Here is a 14,333-nt window from a genome sequence, read left to right as displayed (position 1 = left end):
CTGTTTATATTTGACGATATATATGAATTTGGTACCACTTTTGTTTTATTGTCTTTTATTTTTTCTTCCCAGTTCGGGACCTGCGTGTGGTTCGTGTAGCCCAGAACCGGAAGGTGATTCAGCTCGGGAATCCGCCGTAGTTCTTGGATAAGTTGCACGGGATCCACGGTCGACAGGGAAAGGTCCAAAATGATCAGGGACGGCTTTTGGTCAAGCGCCTCTTTAATGATCCGTTGCGACTGCGCGGCGACCCGGACGGCGCAGCCCTGGGTTTCCAGGGCCGTTCTGATTTTGGATAGGAAAAAAAGATCGGTGATCGCGAGGAGGACGCTTGGGTTCGGCATGGCAGACAACCTATTCAGTTCAGCATTCCTTTGATCCGGCCCAAGGCCTTCGCGGCCAGGACGTAATCCGGGTTGGCCTTCAAGGCCTTCTGGTATTCTTCCATCGCCCGATACCATTCCCCCTTCTTTTCCCAGACGCGCCCGAGATTATGATGAGGAAAACAGTAACTTTCGTAGCGGAGCGCCTTCGTCGCCTTTTCAAGCCAGGGAACCGCATCATCGAGTTGCCCTTTCTCGATCAGGTAGGCCCCGATGTCGTTATAGGGGTTTCCGAAATCCGGATCGATCTCGATGGCTTTGTGACATTCCTGGATGGCGTCATCATACCGTCCCATGAAACTGTAGGTCCAGCCCAGGAACGTGTGGGCTTCGGCCGTCGGGTAGATTGCGATGGACTTTTTGTAAAAATCGCAGGCCTCTTCAAGCGCCCCGTTCATCTGGAGCCCGTAGGCTTTTTTAAAAAGCTCGACCGCCTGTTTCCGTTCGTCCTCCCGTTCTTCTGTCATGGCTCCCACCCCGATGCGGTTTGTCTCCTTGCTTCTGGATCGGCACGGACGGTATACTTACAATCATGGAAGCTCCCCAAAACAGGGACGGCCCTCCTTCGGATGAAACGTCTTCTCCACGCTGCGATCGGTGCGGGTACCCGCTGATCTCGATCCATTGCAAATGGATCTGCCGGAACTGCGGCTCGATGCGCGACTGTTCGGATCCATAAAGTGCTCGCCGGGCCAATTCAGCAGGGTCTCGCGTCGCGGCCGCTATCCTACGTTTTTAATTTTCGTTTCAATCGCCTTTCGACGCTGGCCGTCTTGCTGCTCAGCCTTCCGCGCTGGCCCTTCCGGTAATCGACCTTGATGCTGACGGAGATCCGGTTGCAGTCCTTTCTCATGGTTTCGAAGCACCGTTTCACGACGCCGAACACCCGATCCCAGTCTCCTTCGATCACCGTCCCCATCGGATTGAGCCGGTACTCGATGCCGGACCGGTCGATGATGTCCAAAGAGCGGGCGACATATTTCCCGACGCTCTCTCCTTTCCCCAGAGGGGACATGCTGAACTCCAGCAAAACCATCGTCTCTTCTCCTTGTAGGAAACACTATTATAACACACCGGCTTTCCCTTGCGACAGGAACCGGACGACATGGAGGGTTGGGCGCTTCGAGGATGCGGGATGTTACGCGGAGGGATCGATCTCCATCCGGTCGAGGTCCAGTTCGACGTTCCAGTAGAGATAATCCCGCCAGCTTTCGGGGAAGGTCTTGAGTCCGATCGTGATCGTAAAGGTGGGGCTCCATTTGGGTTTGACGGGTTGTTTGATCAAGCGCATGGAGGCCTCGTCCGGCGTGCGGCCGCTCTTGCGGTTGTTGCAGACCAGGCAGGCCGTGACGATATTTTCCCAGGCCTTTTTGCCGCCGCGCGAGATCGGGATCACATGGTCGAAGGTCAACTCCTCGGTTCGGAATTTCTGGCCGCAATACTGGCAGCGGTGCTTGTCTCTCGCGAAGATATTGGCGCGGGAAAACTTCACGGCGTGGTGGCTGTCCTTTACGCGGATCAGCTTCAGCAGACGGATGACGGAGGGGAGCTTGATCGTGATCGAGACGGCGTGGATCTCCTTCTCGTAAACCTCAAGGACCTCCACCTTTTCCTGCCACATCAGCGTAATGGCCCGCTTCCAATGCACCACCCGCAGCGGCTCGTAGGTCGTATTTAGCAGTAGCGTCATTTCCATCGTGTTTTTATAACGACCGTAACCAATAAGATTCGTTCCGCTTTATTATAAGACTTTTTCGCAAAAAATCAAGAGGCTGCGCCCGGCCGCCGCGGCCCTTCGAAAGGACGGCCCCCTATTTTTTGATTGAACAGCCCACGGCATTCTTATAAAATACAACTCATTTATTCCGCGGGCGATGCGGGCTGTCCGCCTCGATCGTTCCGGATACTGTGGAATTCGTCTGTAAAGGAGGGTAACGCGCGATGAGCGAGTACGTGGCCGTGGCCAAGACCGCGGATCTATCCCCCGGTGAAGGCCGCGTGGTGGAGGTCGACGGGAACGAGGTGGCCCTTTTTAATCTGAACGGGAATTTTTACGCGATCGACAATATGTGCGTCCACCAAGGGGGGCCCTTGGGGGAAGGGATGCTGGAGGGGGATACCGTGATCTGTCCCTGGCACAGCTGGAAGTACAATGTTAAAACGGGCGTCTGCACCACGAATCCGTCCAGGAACGTCAGGACGTATTCGGTCAAGATCGAGGACGGCCAGATCAAGGTGGCCCTAACCTGAAGAGGAGCGATCATGCCGAAACCGACACATCACATTCTGGTCTGCACCCAGTCCCGGCCGCCGGATCATCCCCGCGGTTCCTGCAGCGGGAACGGATCGAAGGAAGTCTTCATGCGCTTCATGATGGAGACGGCGCGGTTGAATCTGGTCTTCAAGCTGATCGTCACGGAATCGTCCTGCATGGGCCCCTGCGCCTTCGGGCCGACCGTCGTGGTCTATCCGGACGGCGTCTGGTACCAGAAGGTCACGCCCAACGACGTCGCCGAGATCCTGGAGCAGCATGTCATCAAAGGGCAACCCGTGAAGCGGCTGCTCCTTCCCGACGCGGTCTGGGGACCTTAGCCGTTTCCTGATCCAATCCGGGACGTTTAGGATTCCGATGGGGCACGATGAGCATAAAGCCCGGGCGCCCTCCGTCGTGAGTTGCGCCGTCGTGACGGTGAGCGATACGCGCACGTCCGAGACGGACACGGGCGGCGCGTTGATCCGGAAGCTTCTTGCGGATCGGGGGCATCGCGTCGCGTCCTCGCATTGGGTCAAGGACGATCCGGCCGAGGTTCAAAAACTTCTGGCGGTCCTCGCGAATCGCCCGGAGGTTCAAGCCGTGATCCTAAGCGGCGGCACCGGCATTTCGAAACGGGACGGCACCTATGAGGCGGTGGCGGGATTGCTGGAGAAACGACTGGACGGTTTCGGCGAGCTGTTCCGTTCTTTGAGTTATCACGAGATCGGTTCGGCCGCCATGATGAGTCGCGCGGTCGCGGGAACCTATCGGGGAAGGGTCCTGATCTCGATCCCCGGGTCCGAAGCGGCCGTCCGCCTGGCCATGGAAAAACTGATCCTGCCCGAACTGGGCCATCTCATCCGCGAAGTGAATCGCTGATCATCCCGAAGGCCTCTCTTTAAATCCCGGACTTGCACTCGGTTTGGCCCGACCGCAAAAGAGTCTTGAAATCGCCCGTTCACGCGGCACCTTGACGTTTGTTCCAATGCCTTCTAAACTTAATAGTATCGATGGAGGTGGAGAGTGGGTTATCGCTATGTTATCCTCGGCGCGGGGCGGCAGGGAACGGCCTGCGCCTATGACCTCGCCCTGTTCGGCGACGCGGAGCGGATCGTTCTGGCCGATGCGAACGAGGCCTTGGCCGTAAAATCGGTCGAACGCCTCCGCCGCTTGCTGCCTTCCTCCAACACCGCGCGGCTTGAAGCCGGGGCGGTCCGGGTCCAGAATCATGACGAATTGGTCCATGTCTTGCGCCGTGCGGCCGTCGTGGTGAGCGCGGTGCCTTACTATTATAACCCTCCGATCGCCCGGGCCGCGATCGACGCGGCCGTATCCATGTGCGATCTCGGAGGCGACATCGCGGCGGTCCAGGAGATGCGCCGGCTGTCGGGCGAAGGGAAAGCGGCGGGCGTTTCGATCGTCCCGGACTGCGGCCTGGCGCCCGGGATGAACAATATCCTCGCGGTCTACGGGATGGAACGGCTGGATGAAACCGGTTCGGTCGAGATTCGATGCGGCGGGCTTCCACAAATCCCGAAACCGCCCCTCGGTTACCGGCTTGTTTTCAATTTGGAGGGAATGCTCAACAACTATTTCGGGAGGGCCTATGTCCTCCTAAACGGAAAGGTGACCGAAATCGAAAGCTTCACCGGATTGGAGGAGATCCGGTTGCCGAAGCCGTTGGGGCCTTGCGAAGCGTTCGTAACGGCCGGGGCCACGTCGACCTGTCCGTGGACCTTCGAGGGGCGGCTGAAATCCTACGGCTACAAGACGGTCCGGTACCCGGGTCATTATGAGAAGATCAAGCTGCTCCGCGATCTGGGGCTGCTGGATCGAAGGTCCGTGGTGGTCAAGGGAACGCCGATCGTTCCCAGGGATCTGTTCATCGAAGTGGTCAAGGATCGAATCGCGTTTCCGGAGGATCGGGATCTGGTCGTCCTTCGCGTGGTCTGCCGGGGGAAGAAAAACCGAAAGCCGGCCGAGGTTGTTCTGGAGATGCTCGAATTCCATGATCCCGCCACCGGGTTCTCGGCCATGGAACGAACAACCGGCTTTTCAACGGGGATTGTCGCCGCGATGCTGGCCCGCGGAGAGATCCGGGAGAAAGGGGTCGTGCCGCTGGAGACGGCCGTTCCGGCCGGGCCGTTTGTGAAGGAATTGCACCGGCGGGGAATGACGGTGAAAGAGAAGATGGCGTATCGTAAGAAAGACCGCACAACGAAGGAGTAAGACGATGGCGGGCAAACATATCGATCACATCGCGTTCCGCGTCGCGGATCTGGAGAAGGCCTTGACGTTTTACACCGAGGTCATGGATTTCGAAGTGACGGACCGTTTCTTCATCGACTTCGACGACAACACCCAGGCCCGCTGCGCGGCGCTCAAGGCGAAAGACGGCCAGGGAATTTCGGTCTTCATCAGCGAGGGCGTGGGGGAGGGCGGCGTGGTCCGGGAGTGGGTGAAGCAGCACGGCAACGCGCTGCATCATATCGCCTATGCCGTGGAGGATATTAAAAAAGAAGTGGCCGATATGAAGAAAAAAGGGGTACAATTCACCACGAAGGATGTTTTGGACAGCGAGGAGTTGACCCAGATCTTCACGAAACCGGCCCCCGAGACCGGAATTATTCATGAGATCATCCAACGCAAGGGCAGCAAGAGCTTCTCCGTCAACAACGTCAAACGCCTCATGGCTTCGACAAAGGGTTTAGACAAGGACGCGAAGGCCGGGACGGCCAGAAAGAAATAACCCCCGACGGGTTATGATCCGCCCGCCCCGATCGAAGGCGTCGGCGTTAGAAGGTCATGCCGATCTTTCCCGTTTCAGCCCCCAAGCATAAACAATTGGTCGAACGGATGCACCGGCTCGGCGTCCGGGAAGAGGACCTGGACGAGTCGTTCGTGCGTTCATCCGGTCCGGGGGGACAGAACGTCAACAAGACCTCGACCGCCGTCGTGCTGCTCCATCGTCCGACCGGAGTCACGGTCAAATGCCAGGAGGCGCGATCGCAGGGATTGAACCGGTTTCTGGCGAGGCGATTGTTGCTCAACCGGATCGAAGGGGAGCGGCTGGGCGCGCTCAGCGCGGAGCGGCAACGGATCGAGAAAATCCGGCGGCAGAAAAGGAAACGCTCGCGCCGCGCGAAGGAAAAGATGCTGGCGAACAAGCGGCATCACGCGGCCAAAAAGCGCGAACGGACGGCGCTGCGATCGGGGGAAGAATAACGTCCTATTAGTCGATCCCCATGCGCGGCTCGCTTTGTTTCTTGAAATGGACCAGCAGGTCGCGGACCGACATGACTCCGACGATCTTCCCGCGCTCGGTGACCCCCAGATGTCTCACCCTCAACTCGCCCATGAGATCGAACGCATCCTGGGGCGACCGGACGATCTCGATCGAGATGATCGGTTTGCTGCTGATGGAATCCACCGTCTCTTTCTTGAGATCGAGTCCCTTGGCCGCGGCCTTGCGGACGATGTCCGTCTCGGTCAGAATTCCCGCCAAGTGGCCGTCTTTTTCCACGAACAGCGAGCCGATTTTCTGGACCCCCATGATCCGCGCCGCTTCCTGGATCGTCGTAGTGTTGGAAATCGTTTTCATCTCTCGATTCATTAAATGGGCCAAGGACATGACGCGCTCCGCCTCCGTCTGGGATCAAGGATGGGCCGCATTATACTCGATCCGATCGGACATCGCAAGGGAAGAGGAGGAGGGAGGGGTTCGGCCGTCGGCTAGGGAACGAGGATCAGCTTCCCGAAGTTGTTCCGGTCCAGCATCCGTTCCTGCGCCTTGCGCGCCTCGCTCAGGGGAAAGACCGAATCGATCACCGGCTTGAGCTTTCCGATCTCGACCAGCTTGGTCACCTCCAGGAGATCGCTTCGCGTCCCCATCATCGAGCCGATGATCGAGAGCTGCCGCGAGAAGATGTATCGAAGATCCGTCTTGGCCTCCGGTCCGGAGGTGGCGCCGCAGGTCACGAGCTTCCCGTTTTTCGCCAGCGAGGTGAGGCTCTTTTCCCAGGTCTCCGGGCCGACGTGTTCGAAAACGACGTCGACGCCTTTTCCCCCGGTGAATTCGCGGATCTTATTCGAGAAGTCCTCCCGTCGGTAATTGATCACCTCGTCCGCCCCGAGAACCTTGGCCTTTTCCAGCTTGTCGTCCCGGCCGGCCGCGGCGATCACCCAGGCCCCGGCCAGTTTCGCGATCTGGATCGCCGCGATGCCGATCCCGCTTCCGGCCGCCAGCACCAGCACCTCCTGTCCGGCCTTGAGCTCCGCCCGCGTGATCAGCATATGCCAGGCGGTTTGAAAGGCCAGCGGGAAGGAGGCGGCGTCCTCGAAACCGAGGGTGCCGGGCATCGTGATCACATTGATCGCGGGAACGTTGAGGTACTCGGCGTAGCCCCCGTTGGTATGGGCGCCGACGATTTTGTACGCGATGCACATGTTGTCCTGTCCCGAAAGACAGTAGGCGCATCGGAAACAGCTCAGCCCCGGAGCCACAAACACTTTTTCGCCCGGGCTGACCCCGGTGACGTTCCGTCCGATCGCTTCCACGATGCCGGAGACGTCGCAGCCCGAGATGTGCGGCAACGCGGTCCGGTAGGCCGGGATGCCTTGACGGACCCAGATGTCCACGTGATTGATCGAGCAGGCCTTGACCCGGATCAGGACGTCGTCCTCTCCGGGCGACGGGGTCGGGACCTCCTGGTAGACCAATTTTTCGGGACCGCCGTGCTCGTGAAAAACGACCGCTTTCATTGGATGTTAGGGGCTCGCGTCGCCCCCTCCGTTGAGCTTTCGAGGGTTCCGATTTCCCTTAGGTGCGGTTTGCCATGCTCGATTCACTAAAAGGCACCGCCAGACGACGTAAATCGTAGATCGAGAAACGGATTAGCCGCCCCCTCGCGCCCGGCCGCGGCGGCCACTTGCCTACTCCTCTTCCTTCATCAGTTTGGTCAGGACGGAATAATCTTCCAGCGTTGTGGTATCCCCGACGGTTGTTTTTCCCGATGCGATGTCCCGGAGCAGCCGGCGCATGATCTTGCCGCTGCGCGTTTTGGGAAGACTGTCGGCGAACCGGATCTCGTCCGGCCGGGCGATGGCTCCGATTTCTTTCACGACGTGGTTGCGGAGATCCTCTTTCAACGATTCCGAAGGGGCGTTTCCGGTTTTCAATGTCACGAACGCCGACACGGCCGTTCCCTTCAGATCGTCCGGTTTGCCGACCACGGCCGCCTCGGCCACGGTCGGATGACTGACCAGCGCGCTCTCGATCTCCATGGTGCCCAGCCGATGACCCGCGACGTTGATCACGTCGTCCACGCGACCCATGACCCAGAAATAGCCGTCCTTGTCGCGCCGGGCGCCGTCGCCGGAAAAGTAGCAGCCCTCGATGAAGCTCCAGTACTGGGATTTGTACCGCTCCGGATCGCCGTAGATCGTCCGGAGCATGGACGGCCACGGCTTCTTGATCACCAGATACCCCCCTTGGTCCGGGCCGGCCGGCGTGCCGTCCTTGTTGACGACGTCCACCGCGATGCCGGGGAAGGGCAGGGTGGCCGATCCGGGCTTCGTCGGGATCGCGCCGGGCAACGGCGTGATCAAAATGGCCCCCGTTTCGGTCTGCCACCAGGTGTCCACGATGGGGCAGCGGCCTTTTCCGACAACGGTGTTGTACCATATCCAGGCCTCGGGGTTGATCGGCTCTCCGACGGTGCCCAGCAGTCGGAGGCTGCTCAAATCGTGCTTCTCGGGCCATTGGTTCCCGAGCTTCATGAGGGCCCGGATCGCGGTCGGGGCCGTGTAGAAAACATTCACGCGGTATTTTTCGATCATTTCCCAGACCCGGTCGGGACCCGGATGGGTCAGGGCCCCTTCGAACATGACCGAGGTCACGCCGTTGGCCAGGATCCCGTAGACGATGTAGCTGTGGCCGGTGACCCAGCCGATGTCGGCCGTGCACCAGTAGGTGTCCTCGTCTTTCAGGTCGAAGACCCATTTGCTGCTGATGTACGTTTGAACCAGGTACCCGCCGGTGGAATGCACGACCCCCTTCGGTTTGCCGGTTGTCCCGCTGGTGTAAAGAATAAACAGGGGATGTTCGGAATCCAGCGGCTCGGCCTCGCAGACGGCCGACGCTTCTTTCATCATCTCATGCCACCAGTGGTCGCGGTTCGGCTCCATCGGGATGTTCATTCCGACGCGGCGGACCACCACGACCTTCTCGATGGTGGGGGTCTGCGTCAGGGCCTTGTCCACGTTCTCTTTCAGGGGGACGATCGCGCCCTTGCGGTAGCTTCCGTCCGCCGTGACGAGGAGCTTGGCCTGGGCGTCGTTGATCCGGTCTTTCAAGGCCTCGGCCGAGAATCCGCCGAAGATGATGCTGTGGGTGGCTCCGATGCGGGCGCAGGCCAGCATCGCGACCGGGAGCTCCGGAACCATCGGCATGTAGATCGCGACGCGATCGCCGCTCCGAACGCCCAGCTGCTTGAGCACGTTGGAGAACTTTGAGACCTCCCGGTGGAGTTCCTGGAAGGTCAGGACCCGGGTGTCGCCGGGCTCGCCTTCCCAGATGATCGCGGCCTTGTTGCGTCGCCAGGTCTGAAGGTGACGGTCGATGCAGTTGTAGGCGATGTTGATCTTTCCCCCCACGAACCACCGGGCGAAGGGAGGCTCCCACCGAAGGACCTTCTTCCATTTCTTAAACCAATGGAGTTCGGCCGCGATCCGGGCCCAAAAAGCCTCCGGTTTGGATTCGGCCGACTGGGCGAGCTTTTTGTATTCCTTCAGACTTTTAATATGGGCCCAGCGGCTGAAGGCGGCTCGGGGTTTGAATACACGGTGCTCTTTCAACACCGATTCAATGGTTGGTTGAGCCATGGGTGACCTCCGGATGCTCCTATAAGGCGAGAGGATGGGTGTGATCGTGCGTTGGATCCATGCCGGTACAAACGCGGCTATTGTAGTGTAGCCCGAAGGACTTTGTCAACCGGCCCGGCGCCCCCCGCGCGAACGACTTGACATCCCGGCCGCGCGCGATTATGATCAGAGCCGCGTTTCAGGAAAAAGCATCCTTTGCGGATCATCATAAGGAGGTTCTTGTAACCATGCGCGAGAAGAAAATGGGTCTGGCGACGCGGGACGCCTATGGGGCGGCGCTGGCCGAGCTCGGAAAGGAAAATCCCGACGTCGTGGTTCTGGACGGCGACGTCTCCGGCTCGACCAAGAGCCGGGCGTTCGGCAAGGAATTTCCGGAGCGGTTTTTTAATTTCGGCATCGCCGAGGCGAACCTGGTTTCGGCGGCCTCCGGATTCGCCGCCTGCGGAAAAATTCCGTTCGCCTCCAGCTTCTCGGCCTTTCTCATGTGCAAGACCTACGACCAGTTAAGGATGTCGGTCGCGAACCCTCACCTGAACGTGAAATTGTGCGGGTCGCACAGCGGGATCAGCCTGGGCCAGGACGGCGCTTCGCAGATGGCCGTGGAGGACCTCGCGCTGGCCTGCTCCCTTCCCAAATTCACGGTTCTCGTCCCGGCGGATGAGGTGGCCACGCGCGCGCTCGTGAAACGGGCGGCGGAGCATCCGGGCCCGGTTTTCATCCGGACCGGCCGTCCGGCCGTCCCTTTGATCTATGCGCCGGGGGAGCCGTTTGAGATCGGCCGCGCCAAACTCCTCCGTCCGGGCAGGGATGTCACCGTCATCGCGATCGGGATGCTGGTCTGGGAAGCGCTGGAGGCGGCTGAACAGTGCGTCGCCAAGGGGATCGATGTCCGCGTGATCGATATGCACACCGTCAAACCGCTCGATGAAGAGGCGATCGTGGCCGCCGCCCGGGAGACCGGAGCCATCGTCACGGCGGAAGAGCACCTGACCGACGGCGGTCTGGGCAGCCGGGTCGCCCAGGTGGTTGTTCAAAACCACCCCGTTCCGATGGAGTTCGTCGGCCTGAAGAACACCTACGCCGAGTCCGGGACGCCGGCCCAGTTGCTTGAGCGGTACGGCCTGACCGCCCGCGCCATTGTCGAGGCCATCGAGACCGTCTGTTAGAAATTCATGTCTGGACCATTGAACGATTCTTCCAAAGACCGGATATTTCTCGAACTGGCCGCAGAGCTCACGCGGTTCTATACCTTGTTATGGAAGTCGCTCCAGCCGGCGGCCGGGGAAAAGGCGGTGGAGCAGTTCACGCCGGAACAGTTTGCCGAGCAGCTCCGGCAGATTTGGGCTTCGCTCCTGCCGCGGCTCGAAAAAAATTCGATCGTGAAGGACAAGCTGGAGAAGGATTTTAACGCGGCGCTCCGGATCGCGGCCGAGCACGAGAGACCACAATCGAAGGGCGCGGGACGGGCGAAGGCGAAGGAAGAGGCCGTCCGGCTGATGGCGGAAGGGCGTCTGAAAGCGTCCGGCTTCAGCGATCTGGTGGCGTTGTTTAGAAGGTTATGATGTTGATTCGGCCGTTGCGGCCGATAATTGTTCCCACTCGGCCGTCAATTCTTCGACCCGCCGTTGCGCCCGCGCGTGGGCGTCCACCGTTTCAAAAAACCGTTTCTTATCCTGGTATAATTCCGGATCGGCCAGCGAGGCCGTGAGATTTTTGAAGACCGTCTCGGCCTCGTCGATTTCCGACTCGATCCGGGACAGCCGTTCCTTGACCGGATTTTTCTCCCGGTACAACCGATTTCTCGCTTCCGCCTCGGCCCGTTTCTGCTCCTTGGTCTTCCGCGCCTTGGTCGTTTGGACCGCTGCGGTCGCCGCCGGTGCGCCTCCGGCGGAAGGCGGGAACGGGCCTTCCGCCGCGGCCTTCTTCTTATAGAGATAGTAATCGTAGTCCCCGCCGTAGGAGGTGACCTCTCCGTTCCGGACCTCGATGATTTTGTTGGCCACGGACCGGATGAAATGCCGGTCGTGCGTGATGAACCCGATCGTCCCAGAATAACCGCCGAGGGCCTCTTCCAGAACGTCCCGGGAAGGAATATCCAGATGGTTGGTCGGCTCATCCATCAGGAGAAGATTGGCCGGGCGGATCAGCATCTTGGCCAGGGCCAGGCGGCTTTTCTCCCCGCCCGAGAGGACGGCCACTTTCTTCTTCGCGTCGTCGCCGGAAAACAGGAAGCGTCCGAGGATCGCGCGGAGAAACGACTGCTCTTCCAGCGGCGCGGCCCCGGTGATTTCATCCAGGACGGTGTTTTTCGGGTTTAAAAGTTCGAGTTGATGCTGCGCGTAGTAAGCCAGGGTGACGTTGTGGCCCAGGCGGCGCTCGCCTTTTTCGAAGGGAAGAACGCCGGCCAGGAGCTTGAGCAGGGTGGATTTCCCCGCCCCGTTCGGGCCGACCAGGGCGATCCGCTCGCCGCGGCGCAGTTCGACGTTCAACCCGCGGTAGATCGGGTTCCCGTCGTACGATTTGTCGAGGTCGATCAAGCGGATGACCGATTCTCCGCTCCGGGGCGGATCGGGAAACGAGAACCGGACGCGTTTCTGCTCCGGGGCCGTATCGACCTTGTCCATCTTGTCCAGCATCTTGATCCGGCTCTGGACCTGCCGGGCCTTCGTGGCCTGGTACCGGAAACGATCGATGAAGGCCTGGGTCTGGTCGATCTTTTTCTGCTGGTTCTTGGCGGTCGCATCGAGAATTTCCTGCGCCTGGGCCTTGGCCGCGACAAACTGGTCGTAATTGCCTGCATACGAGATCAACTGCTGCCGGTCGACTTCCACCACGCGGGTCGCGAGCCGGTTCATGAAATTCCGGTCGTGGGAGATCAGCAGGATCGCGCCGGCGTAGTCGGCCAGGAACCCTTCCAGCCAGATGACCGACTCCAGATCGAGATGGTTGGTCGGTTCATCCAAGAGCAGAAGGTCCGGTCCGGATAGGAGCAGTCGCGCGAGGGCGGCCCGCATCCGCCAGCCTCCGGAGAGCTCCTCCATCGGGCGTGAAAGCTGCTTTTCCTTGAAACCGAGTCCGAACAGGATCTCCCGGGCGCGGGCCTCGAGCGAATACCCGCCCAGATGCTCGTACTTTGACTGGAGTTCCCCGTAGTGCCGGAGCAGCTCCTCGGCCGCTTCGGGAGAGGCCGTCGCGATCTCCTCTTCCAAAAGACGCAGATGATGTTCGATGGAGGAGACGTCGGCGCCGCCGGACAGGACTTCTTCCAGAACGGTTTTGCCCCGGTGGGCCTCCAACTCCTGCGTCAGGTAGCCGATCACGGCCTTTTTGTTGATCGCGATCGTTCCGCTGTCGGGCGAGACCCGGCCGGCGATCATCTCGATCAGCGTCGTTTTCCCGGCTCCGTTCGGCCCGACCAGCGCCACGCGGTCATCAATCCCGATCCGGAGCGACGCGTCTTTAAAAAGCACGCGTCCGCCGAAGCGTTTTGAAATCTGTTGAATGGATATCATTCGTGTTTAATCCTGCTCCATTGGCGGGTCCTGTCCTTCGGCAGCCCCATCCGTCCTCACTTGGCATGCTCCGATAATTGATAAGGGGAACCCCACAAAAGAGCCCTTGGCTTTTGCGTTGCGGTCGGATGGGGCGCCCGCCTGCGCCACCCACCGCATAGAATTGTCGTTCAAATTAACTAATATAAAGGGTTCGGCGACGATATGTCAACTTGCGGGATGAAGCAATCTTGAACAGGAGCATGGCTGATGTTAGAATGAAACGCGATGAGCGATCCCAAAGATAAACTGATTCAGAAAAAAGAAGAATGGGCGCGCGAGAAGCGGGGACTCACGCCGCAGGCCCGCCTGCCGGACGGGCAGGGCCGGGAAGAAGGGGTTTCGGTGCGGCAAAACCCCGACGCACAATCCAGGGAGAAGCCCCGGCTGCCCCCCGGTCAGCATTTGGCGAAGGGCTTCCCGGTCCTGGACCTCGGCCTCCAGCCCGAGGTGCCGCTTGAAAAATGGTCGCTCGATGTCCAGGGCTTGGTCGAGAATCCGGTGACATGGGATTGGCAGGACTTCATGGCCCAGCCGCAGGTCGCGCTTTTGACGGACTTTCATTGCGTGACGACCTGGAGCACCTTCGACAATCGCTGGGAAGGGGTGTCCTTCAAGCATCTCCTCGACGTGGTCCGGCCGAAGCCCGGGGCGAAGCATGTGCTCTTCACCTCGCACGACGGCTATTCCACCAACGTTCCGTTGTCGGTATTGAACGACGACGACGTCCTGATCGCCCATCGCTGGAACGGACAGCCCTTGTCTATCGAGCACGGCGGGCCGGCGCGCATGGTCATCCCGAAACGCTATGCCTGGAAAAGCGCGAAATGGATCAAGGCGATGGCCTTCCTTGCGGAAGACCGTCCGGGTTTCTGGGAGGTGCGGGGATATTCCAACGGCGCCGATCCCTGGACGGAAGACCGGTACGGCTAGGCTTCCATGGACGGGTTATTTGGGCTGGCCTTCCGCGCTGGGCATGTTCAAAAAGCCCCGCATTTGATCCATGAGGATCTTGTTGGCGTGAGGATCGTTGAGGTCCAGGCGGTATTCGTTGATGATCTTGATCGACATGCCTTTCCATTCCTGCCAGCAGACGCCGCAGATCTTCGACTTGATCTCGGCTTCGAGCTGTCCTCCGTAGGCGTATCCCGTTATTCCCTCGCGGGTCAGTCCGCAATGCACGCACTTCACTTCGGCCATTCGTTCCTCCGATCTATTTTGTAGGGGATCGCGTCGCCGCCCGACTACGGGGGCTTCGTCCCG

18 protein-coding genes are annotated in these 14,333 nt (G+C 59.9%); 9 read left to right on the top strand and 9 right to left on the bottom strand.

Annotation, left to right across the window (positions count from 1 at the left end; all coding sequences use genetic code 11):
* From VLY20_11705 to VLY20_11690, 4 genes are all read right to left on the bottom strand, one after another.
* Window positions 1-344: response regulator (locus tag VLY20_11705; GenBank protein ID HUK57312.1), on the bottom strand; the 344-nt coding region annotated here is incomplete at its 3' end.
* 14 nt (window positions 345-358) lie between these two features.
* Window positions 359-850 carry a tetratricopeptide repeat protein gene (locus tag VLY20_11700; GenBank protein ID HUK57311.1) on the bottom strand — a complete coding sequence of 164 codons (492 nt, stop codon included), beginning with the start codon at window positions 848-850 and terminating at the stop codon, window positions 359-361.
* A gap of 260 nt (window positions 851-1,110) precedes the next feature.
* Entirely contained in the window at window positions 1,111-1,419 is a 309-nt protein-coding gene (locus tag VLY20_11695) for an MTH1187 family thiamine-binding protein (GenBank protein HUK57310.1), read from the bottom strand.
* 102 nt (window positions 1,420-1,521) lie between these two features.
* On the bottom strand, window positions 1,522-2,073 hold the full coding sequence (locus VLY20_11690; GenBank protein ID HUK57309.1) for an HNH endonuclease: 552 nt from the start codon (window positions 2,071-2,073) through the stop codon (window positions 1,522-1,524).
* A gap of 251 nt (window positions 2,074-2,324) precedes the next feature.
* Here VLY20_11690 and nirD point away from each other — a divergent pair, with 251 nt between their 5' ends.
* The 6 genes from nirD (at window position 2,325) to VLY20_11660 (ending at window position 5,862) form a co-directional block, all read left to right on the top strand.
* Entirely contained in the window at window positions 2,325-2,633 is a 309-nt protein-coding gene (nirD, locus tag VLY20_11685; protein HUK57308.1) for a nitrite reductase small subunit NirD, read from the top strand.
* Between the two features lie 12 nt (window positions 2,634-2,645).
* Window positions 2,646-2,975 carry a (2Fe-2S) ferredoxin domain-containing protein gene (locus tag VLY20_11680; protein ID HUK57307.1) on the top strand — a complete coding sequence of 110 codons (330 nt, stop codon included), beginning with the start codon at window positions 2,646-2,648 and terminating at the stop codon, window positions 2,973-2,975.
* A gap of 37 nt (window positions 2,976-3,012) precedes the next feature.
* On the top strand, window positions 3,013-3,516 hold the full coding sequence (locus tag VLY20_11675; protein ID HUK57306.1) for a MogA/MoaB family molybdenum cofactor biosynthesis protein: 504 nt from the start codon (window positions 3,013-3,015) through the stop codon (window positions 3,514-3,516).
* Window positions 3,517-3,660: 144 nt separating this feature from the next.
* On the top strand, window positions 3,661-4,866 hold the full coding sequence (locus tag VLY20_11670; protein HUK57305.1) for a saccharopine dehydrogenase C-terminal domain-containing protein: 1,206 nt from the start codon (window positions 3,661-3,663) through the stop codon (window positions 4,864-4,866).
* Window positions 4,867-4,870: 4 nt separating this feature from the next.
* Complete coding sequence (locus VLY20_11665) at window positions 4,871-5,386, top strand: VOC family protein (GenBank protein ID HUK57304.1); 516 nt, start codon at window positions 4,871-4,873, stop codon at window positions 5,384-5,386.
* Window positions 5,387-5,442: 56 nt separating this feature from the next.
* On the top strand, window positions 5,443-5,862 hold the full coding sequence (locus tag VLY20_11660; protein HUK57303.1) for a peptide chain release factor-like protein: 420 nt from the start codon (window positions 5,443-5,445) through the stop codon (window positions 5,860-5,862).
* 7 nt (window positions 5,863-5,869) lie between these two features.
* Here VLY20_11660 and VLY20_11655 read toward each other — a convergent pair whose 3' ends face one another.
* The 3 genes from VLY20_11655 to acs form a co-directional block, all read right to left on the bottom strand.
* Window positions 5,870-6,268, bottom strand: a complete 399-nt coding sequence (locus VLY20_11655) for a CBS domain-containing protein (GenBank protein HUK57302.1) — start codon at window positions 6,266-6,268, stop codon at window positions 5,870-5,872.
* A 101-nt stretch (window positions 6,269-6,369) separates the two neighbouring features.
* Window positions 6,370-7,398: a zinc-binding dehydrogenase gene (locus tag VLY20_11650; protein HUK57301.1), complete on the bottom strand. Its 1,029-nt coding sequence runs from the start codon at window positions 7,396-7,398 to the stop codon at window positions 6,370-6,372.
* Window positions 7,399-7,569: 171 nt separating this feature from the next.
* Window positions 7,570-9,519: an acetate--CoA ligase gene (acs, locus tag VLY20_11645; protein ID HUK57300.1), complete on the bottom strand. Its 1,950-nt coding sequence runs from the start codon at window positions 9,517-9,519 to the stop codon at window positions 7,570-7,572.
* A 227-nt stretch (window positions 9,520-9,746) separates the two neighbouring features.
* Between acs and VLY20_11640 the strand changes: the two genes are divergently transcribed.
* Window positions 9,747-10,685, top strand: a complete 939-nt coding sequence (locus tag VLY20_11640; GenBank protein ID HUK57299.1) for a transketolase family protein — start codon at window positions 9,747-9,749, stop codon at window positions 10,683-10,685.
* Window positions 10,686-10,691: 6 nt separating this feature from the next.
* Window positions 10,692-11,081, top strand: a complete 390-nt coding sequence (locus tag VLY20_11635; GenBank protein ID HUK57298.1) for a hypothetical protein — start codon at window positions 10,692-10,694, stop codon at window positions 11,079-11,081.
* Here VLY20_11635 and VLY20_11630 read toward each other — a convergent pair.
* Window positions 11,076-13,031: an ABC-F family ATP-binding cassette domain-containing protein gene (locus VLY20_11630; protein ID HUK57297.1), complete on the bottom strand. Its 1,956-nt coding sequence runs from the start codon at window positions 13,029-13,031 to the stop codon at window positions 11,076-11,078. The two genes, VLY20_11635 and VLY20_11630, sit on opposite strands and share 6 nt — an antisense overlap.
* A 267-nt stretch (window positions 13,032-13,298) precedes the next feature.
* On the opposite strand from VLY20_11630, the gene VLY20_11625 reads away from it, so the two are divergent.
* Window positions 13,299-14,003, top strand: a complete 705-nt coding sequence (locus VLY20_11625) for a sulfite oxidase-like oxidoreductase (protein ID HUK57296.1) — start codon at window positions 13,299-13,301, stop codon at window positions 14,001-14,003.
* A gap of 15 nt (window positions 14,004-14,018) precedes the next feature.
* Here the strand turns inward: VLY20_11625 and VLY20_11620 are convergent, their stop codons facing one another.
* Window positions 14,019-14,270 (bottom strand): Fe(2+)-trafficking protein, encoded by a 252-nt coding sequence (locus tag VLY20_11620; protein HUK57295.1) that lies wholly within the window; start codon window positions 14,268-14,270, stop codon window positions 14,019-14,021.
* Window positions 14,271-14,333: the final 63 nt, after the last annotated feature.

This window comes from Nitrospiria bacterium, from assembly GCA_035517655.1.
GTDB lineage: Bacteria > Nitrospirota > Nitrospiria > JACQBZ01 > JACQBZ01 > JACQBZ01.
This window is presented reverse-complemented; position numbering and strand designations above follow the sequence as displayed.

What these genes read in the sequence shown, in the direction of transcription:
- VLY20_11640 (HUK57299.1), top strand. Translation starts at nt 9,747, where the DNA reads ATGCGCGAGAAGAAAATGGGTCTGGCGACGCGGGACGCCTATGGGGCG.
- nirD (HUK57308.1), top strand. Translation starts at nt 2,325, where the DNA reads ATGAGCGAGTACGTGGCCGTGGCCAAGACCGCGGATCTATCCCCCGGT.
- VLY20_11680 (HUK57307.1), top strand. Translation starts at nt 2,646, where the DNA reads ATGCCGAAACCGACACATCACATTCTGGTCTGCACCCAGTCCCGGCCG.
- VLY20_11660 (HUK57303.1), top strand. Translation starts at nt 5,443, where the DNA reads ATGCCGATCTTTCCCGTTTCAGCCCCCAAGCATAAACAATTGGTCGAA.
- VLY20_11665 (HUK57304.1), top strand. Translation starts at nt 4,871, where the DNA reads ATGGCGGGCAAACATATCGATCACATCGCGTTCCGCGTCGCGGATCTG.
- VLY20_11690 (HUK57309.1), bottom strand. Translation starts at nt 2,073, where the DNA reads ATGACGCTACTGCTAAATACGACCTACGAGCCGCTGCGGGTGGTGCAT.
- VLY20_11675 (HUK57306.1), top strand. Translation starts at nt 3,013, where the DNA reads ATGGGGCACGATGAGCATAAAGCCCGGGCGCCCTCCGTCGTGAGTTGC.
- VLY20_11695 (HUK57310.1), bottom strand. Translation starts at nt 1,419, where the DNA reads ATGGTTTTGCTGGAGTTCAGCATGTCCCCTCTGGGGAAAGGAGAGAGC.
- VLY20_11700 (HUK57311.1), bottom strand. Translation starts at nt 850, where the DNA reads ATGACAGAAGAACGGGAGGACGAACGGAAACAGGCGGTCGAGCTTTTT.
- VLY20_11635 (HUK57298.1), top strand. Translation starts at nt 10,692, where the DNA reads ATGTCTGGACCATTGAACGATTCTTCCAAAGACCGGATATTTCTCGAA.
- acs (HUK57300.1), bottom strand. Translation starts at nt 9,519, where the DNA reads ATGGCTCAACCAACCATTGAATCGGTGTTGAAAGAGCACCGTGTATTC.
- VLY20_11630 (HUK57297.1), bottom strand. Translation starts at nt 13,031, where the DNA reads ATGATATCCATTCAACAGATTTCAAAACGCTTCGGCGGACGCGTGCTT.
- VLY20_11650 (HUK57301.1), bottom strand. Translation starts at nt 7,398, where the DNA reads ATGAAAGCGGTCGTTTTTCACGAGCACGGCGGTCCCGAAAAATTGGTC.
- VLY20_11655 (HUK57302.1), bottom strand. Translation starts at nt 6,268, where the DNA reads ATGTCCTTGGCCCATTTAATGAATCGAGAGATGAAAACGATTTCCAAC.
- VLY20_11620 (HUK57295.1), bottom strand. Translation starts at nt 14,270, where the DNA reads ATGGCCGAAGTGAAGTGCGTGCATTGCGGACTGACCCGCGAGGGAATA.
- VLY20_11625 (HUK57296.1), top strand. Translation starts at nt 13,299, where the DNA reads ATGAGCGATCCCAAAGATAAACTGATTCAGAAAAAAGAAGAATGGGCG.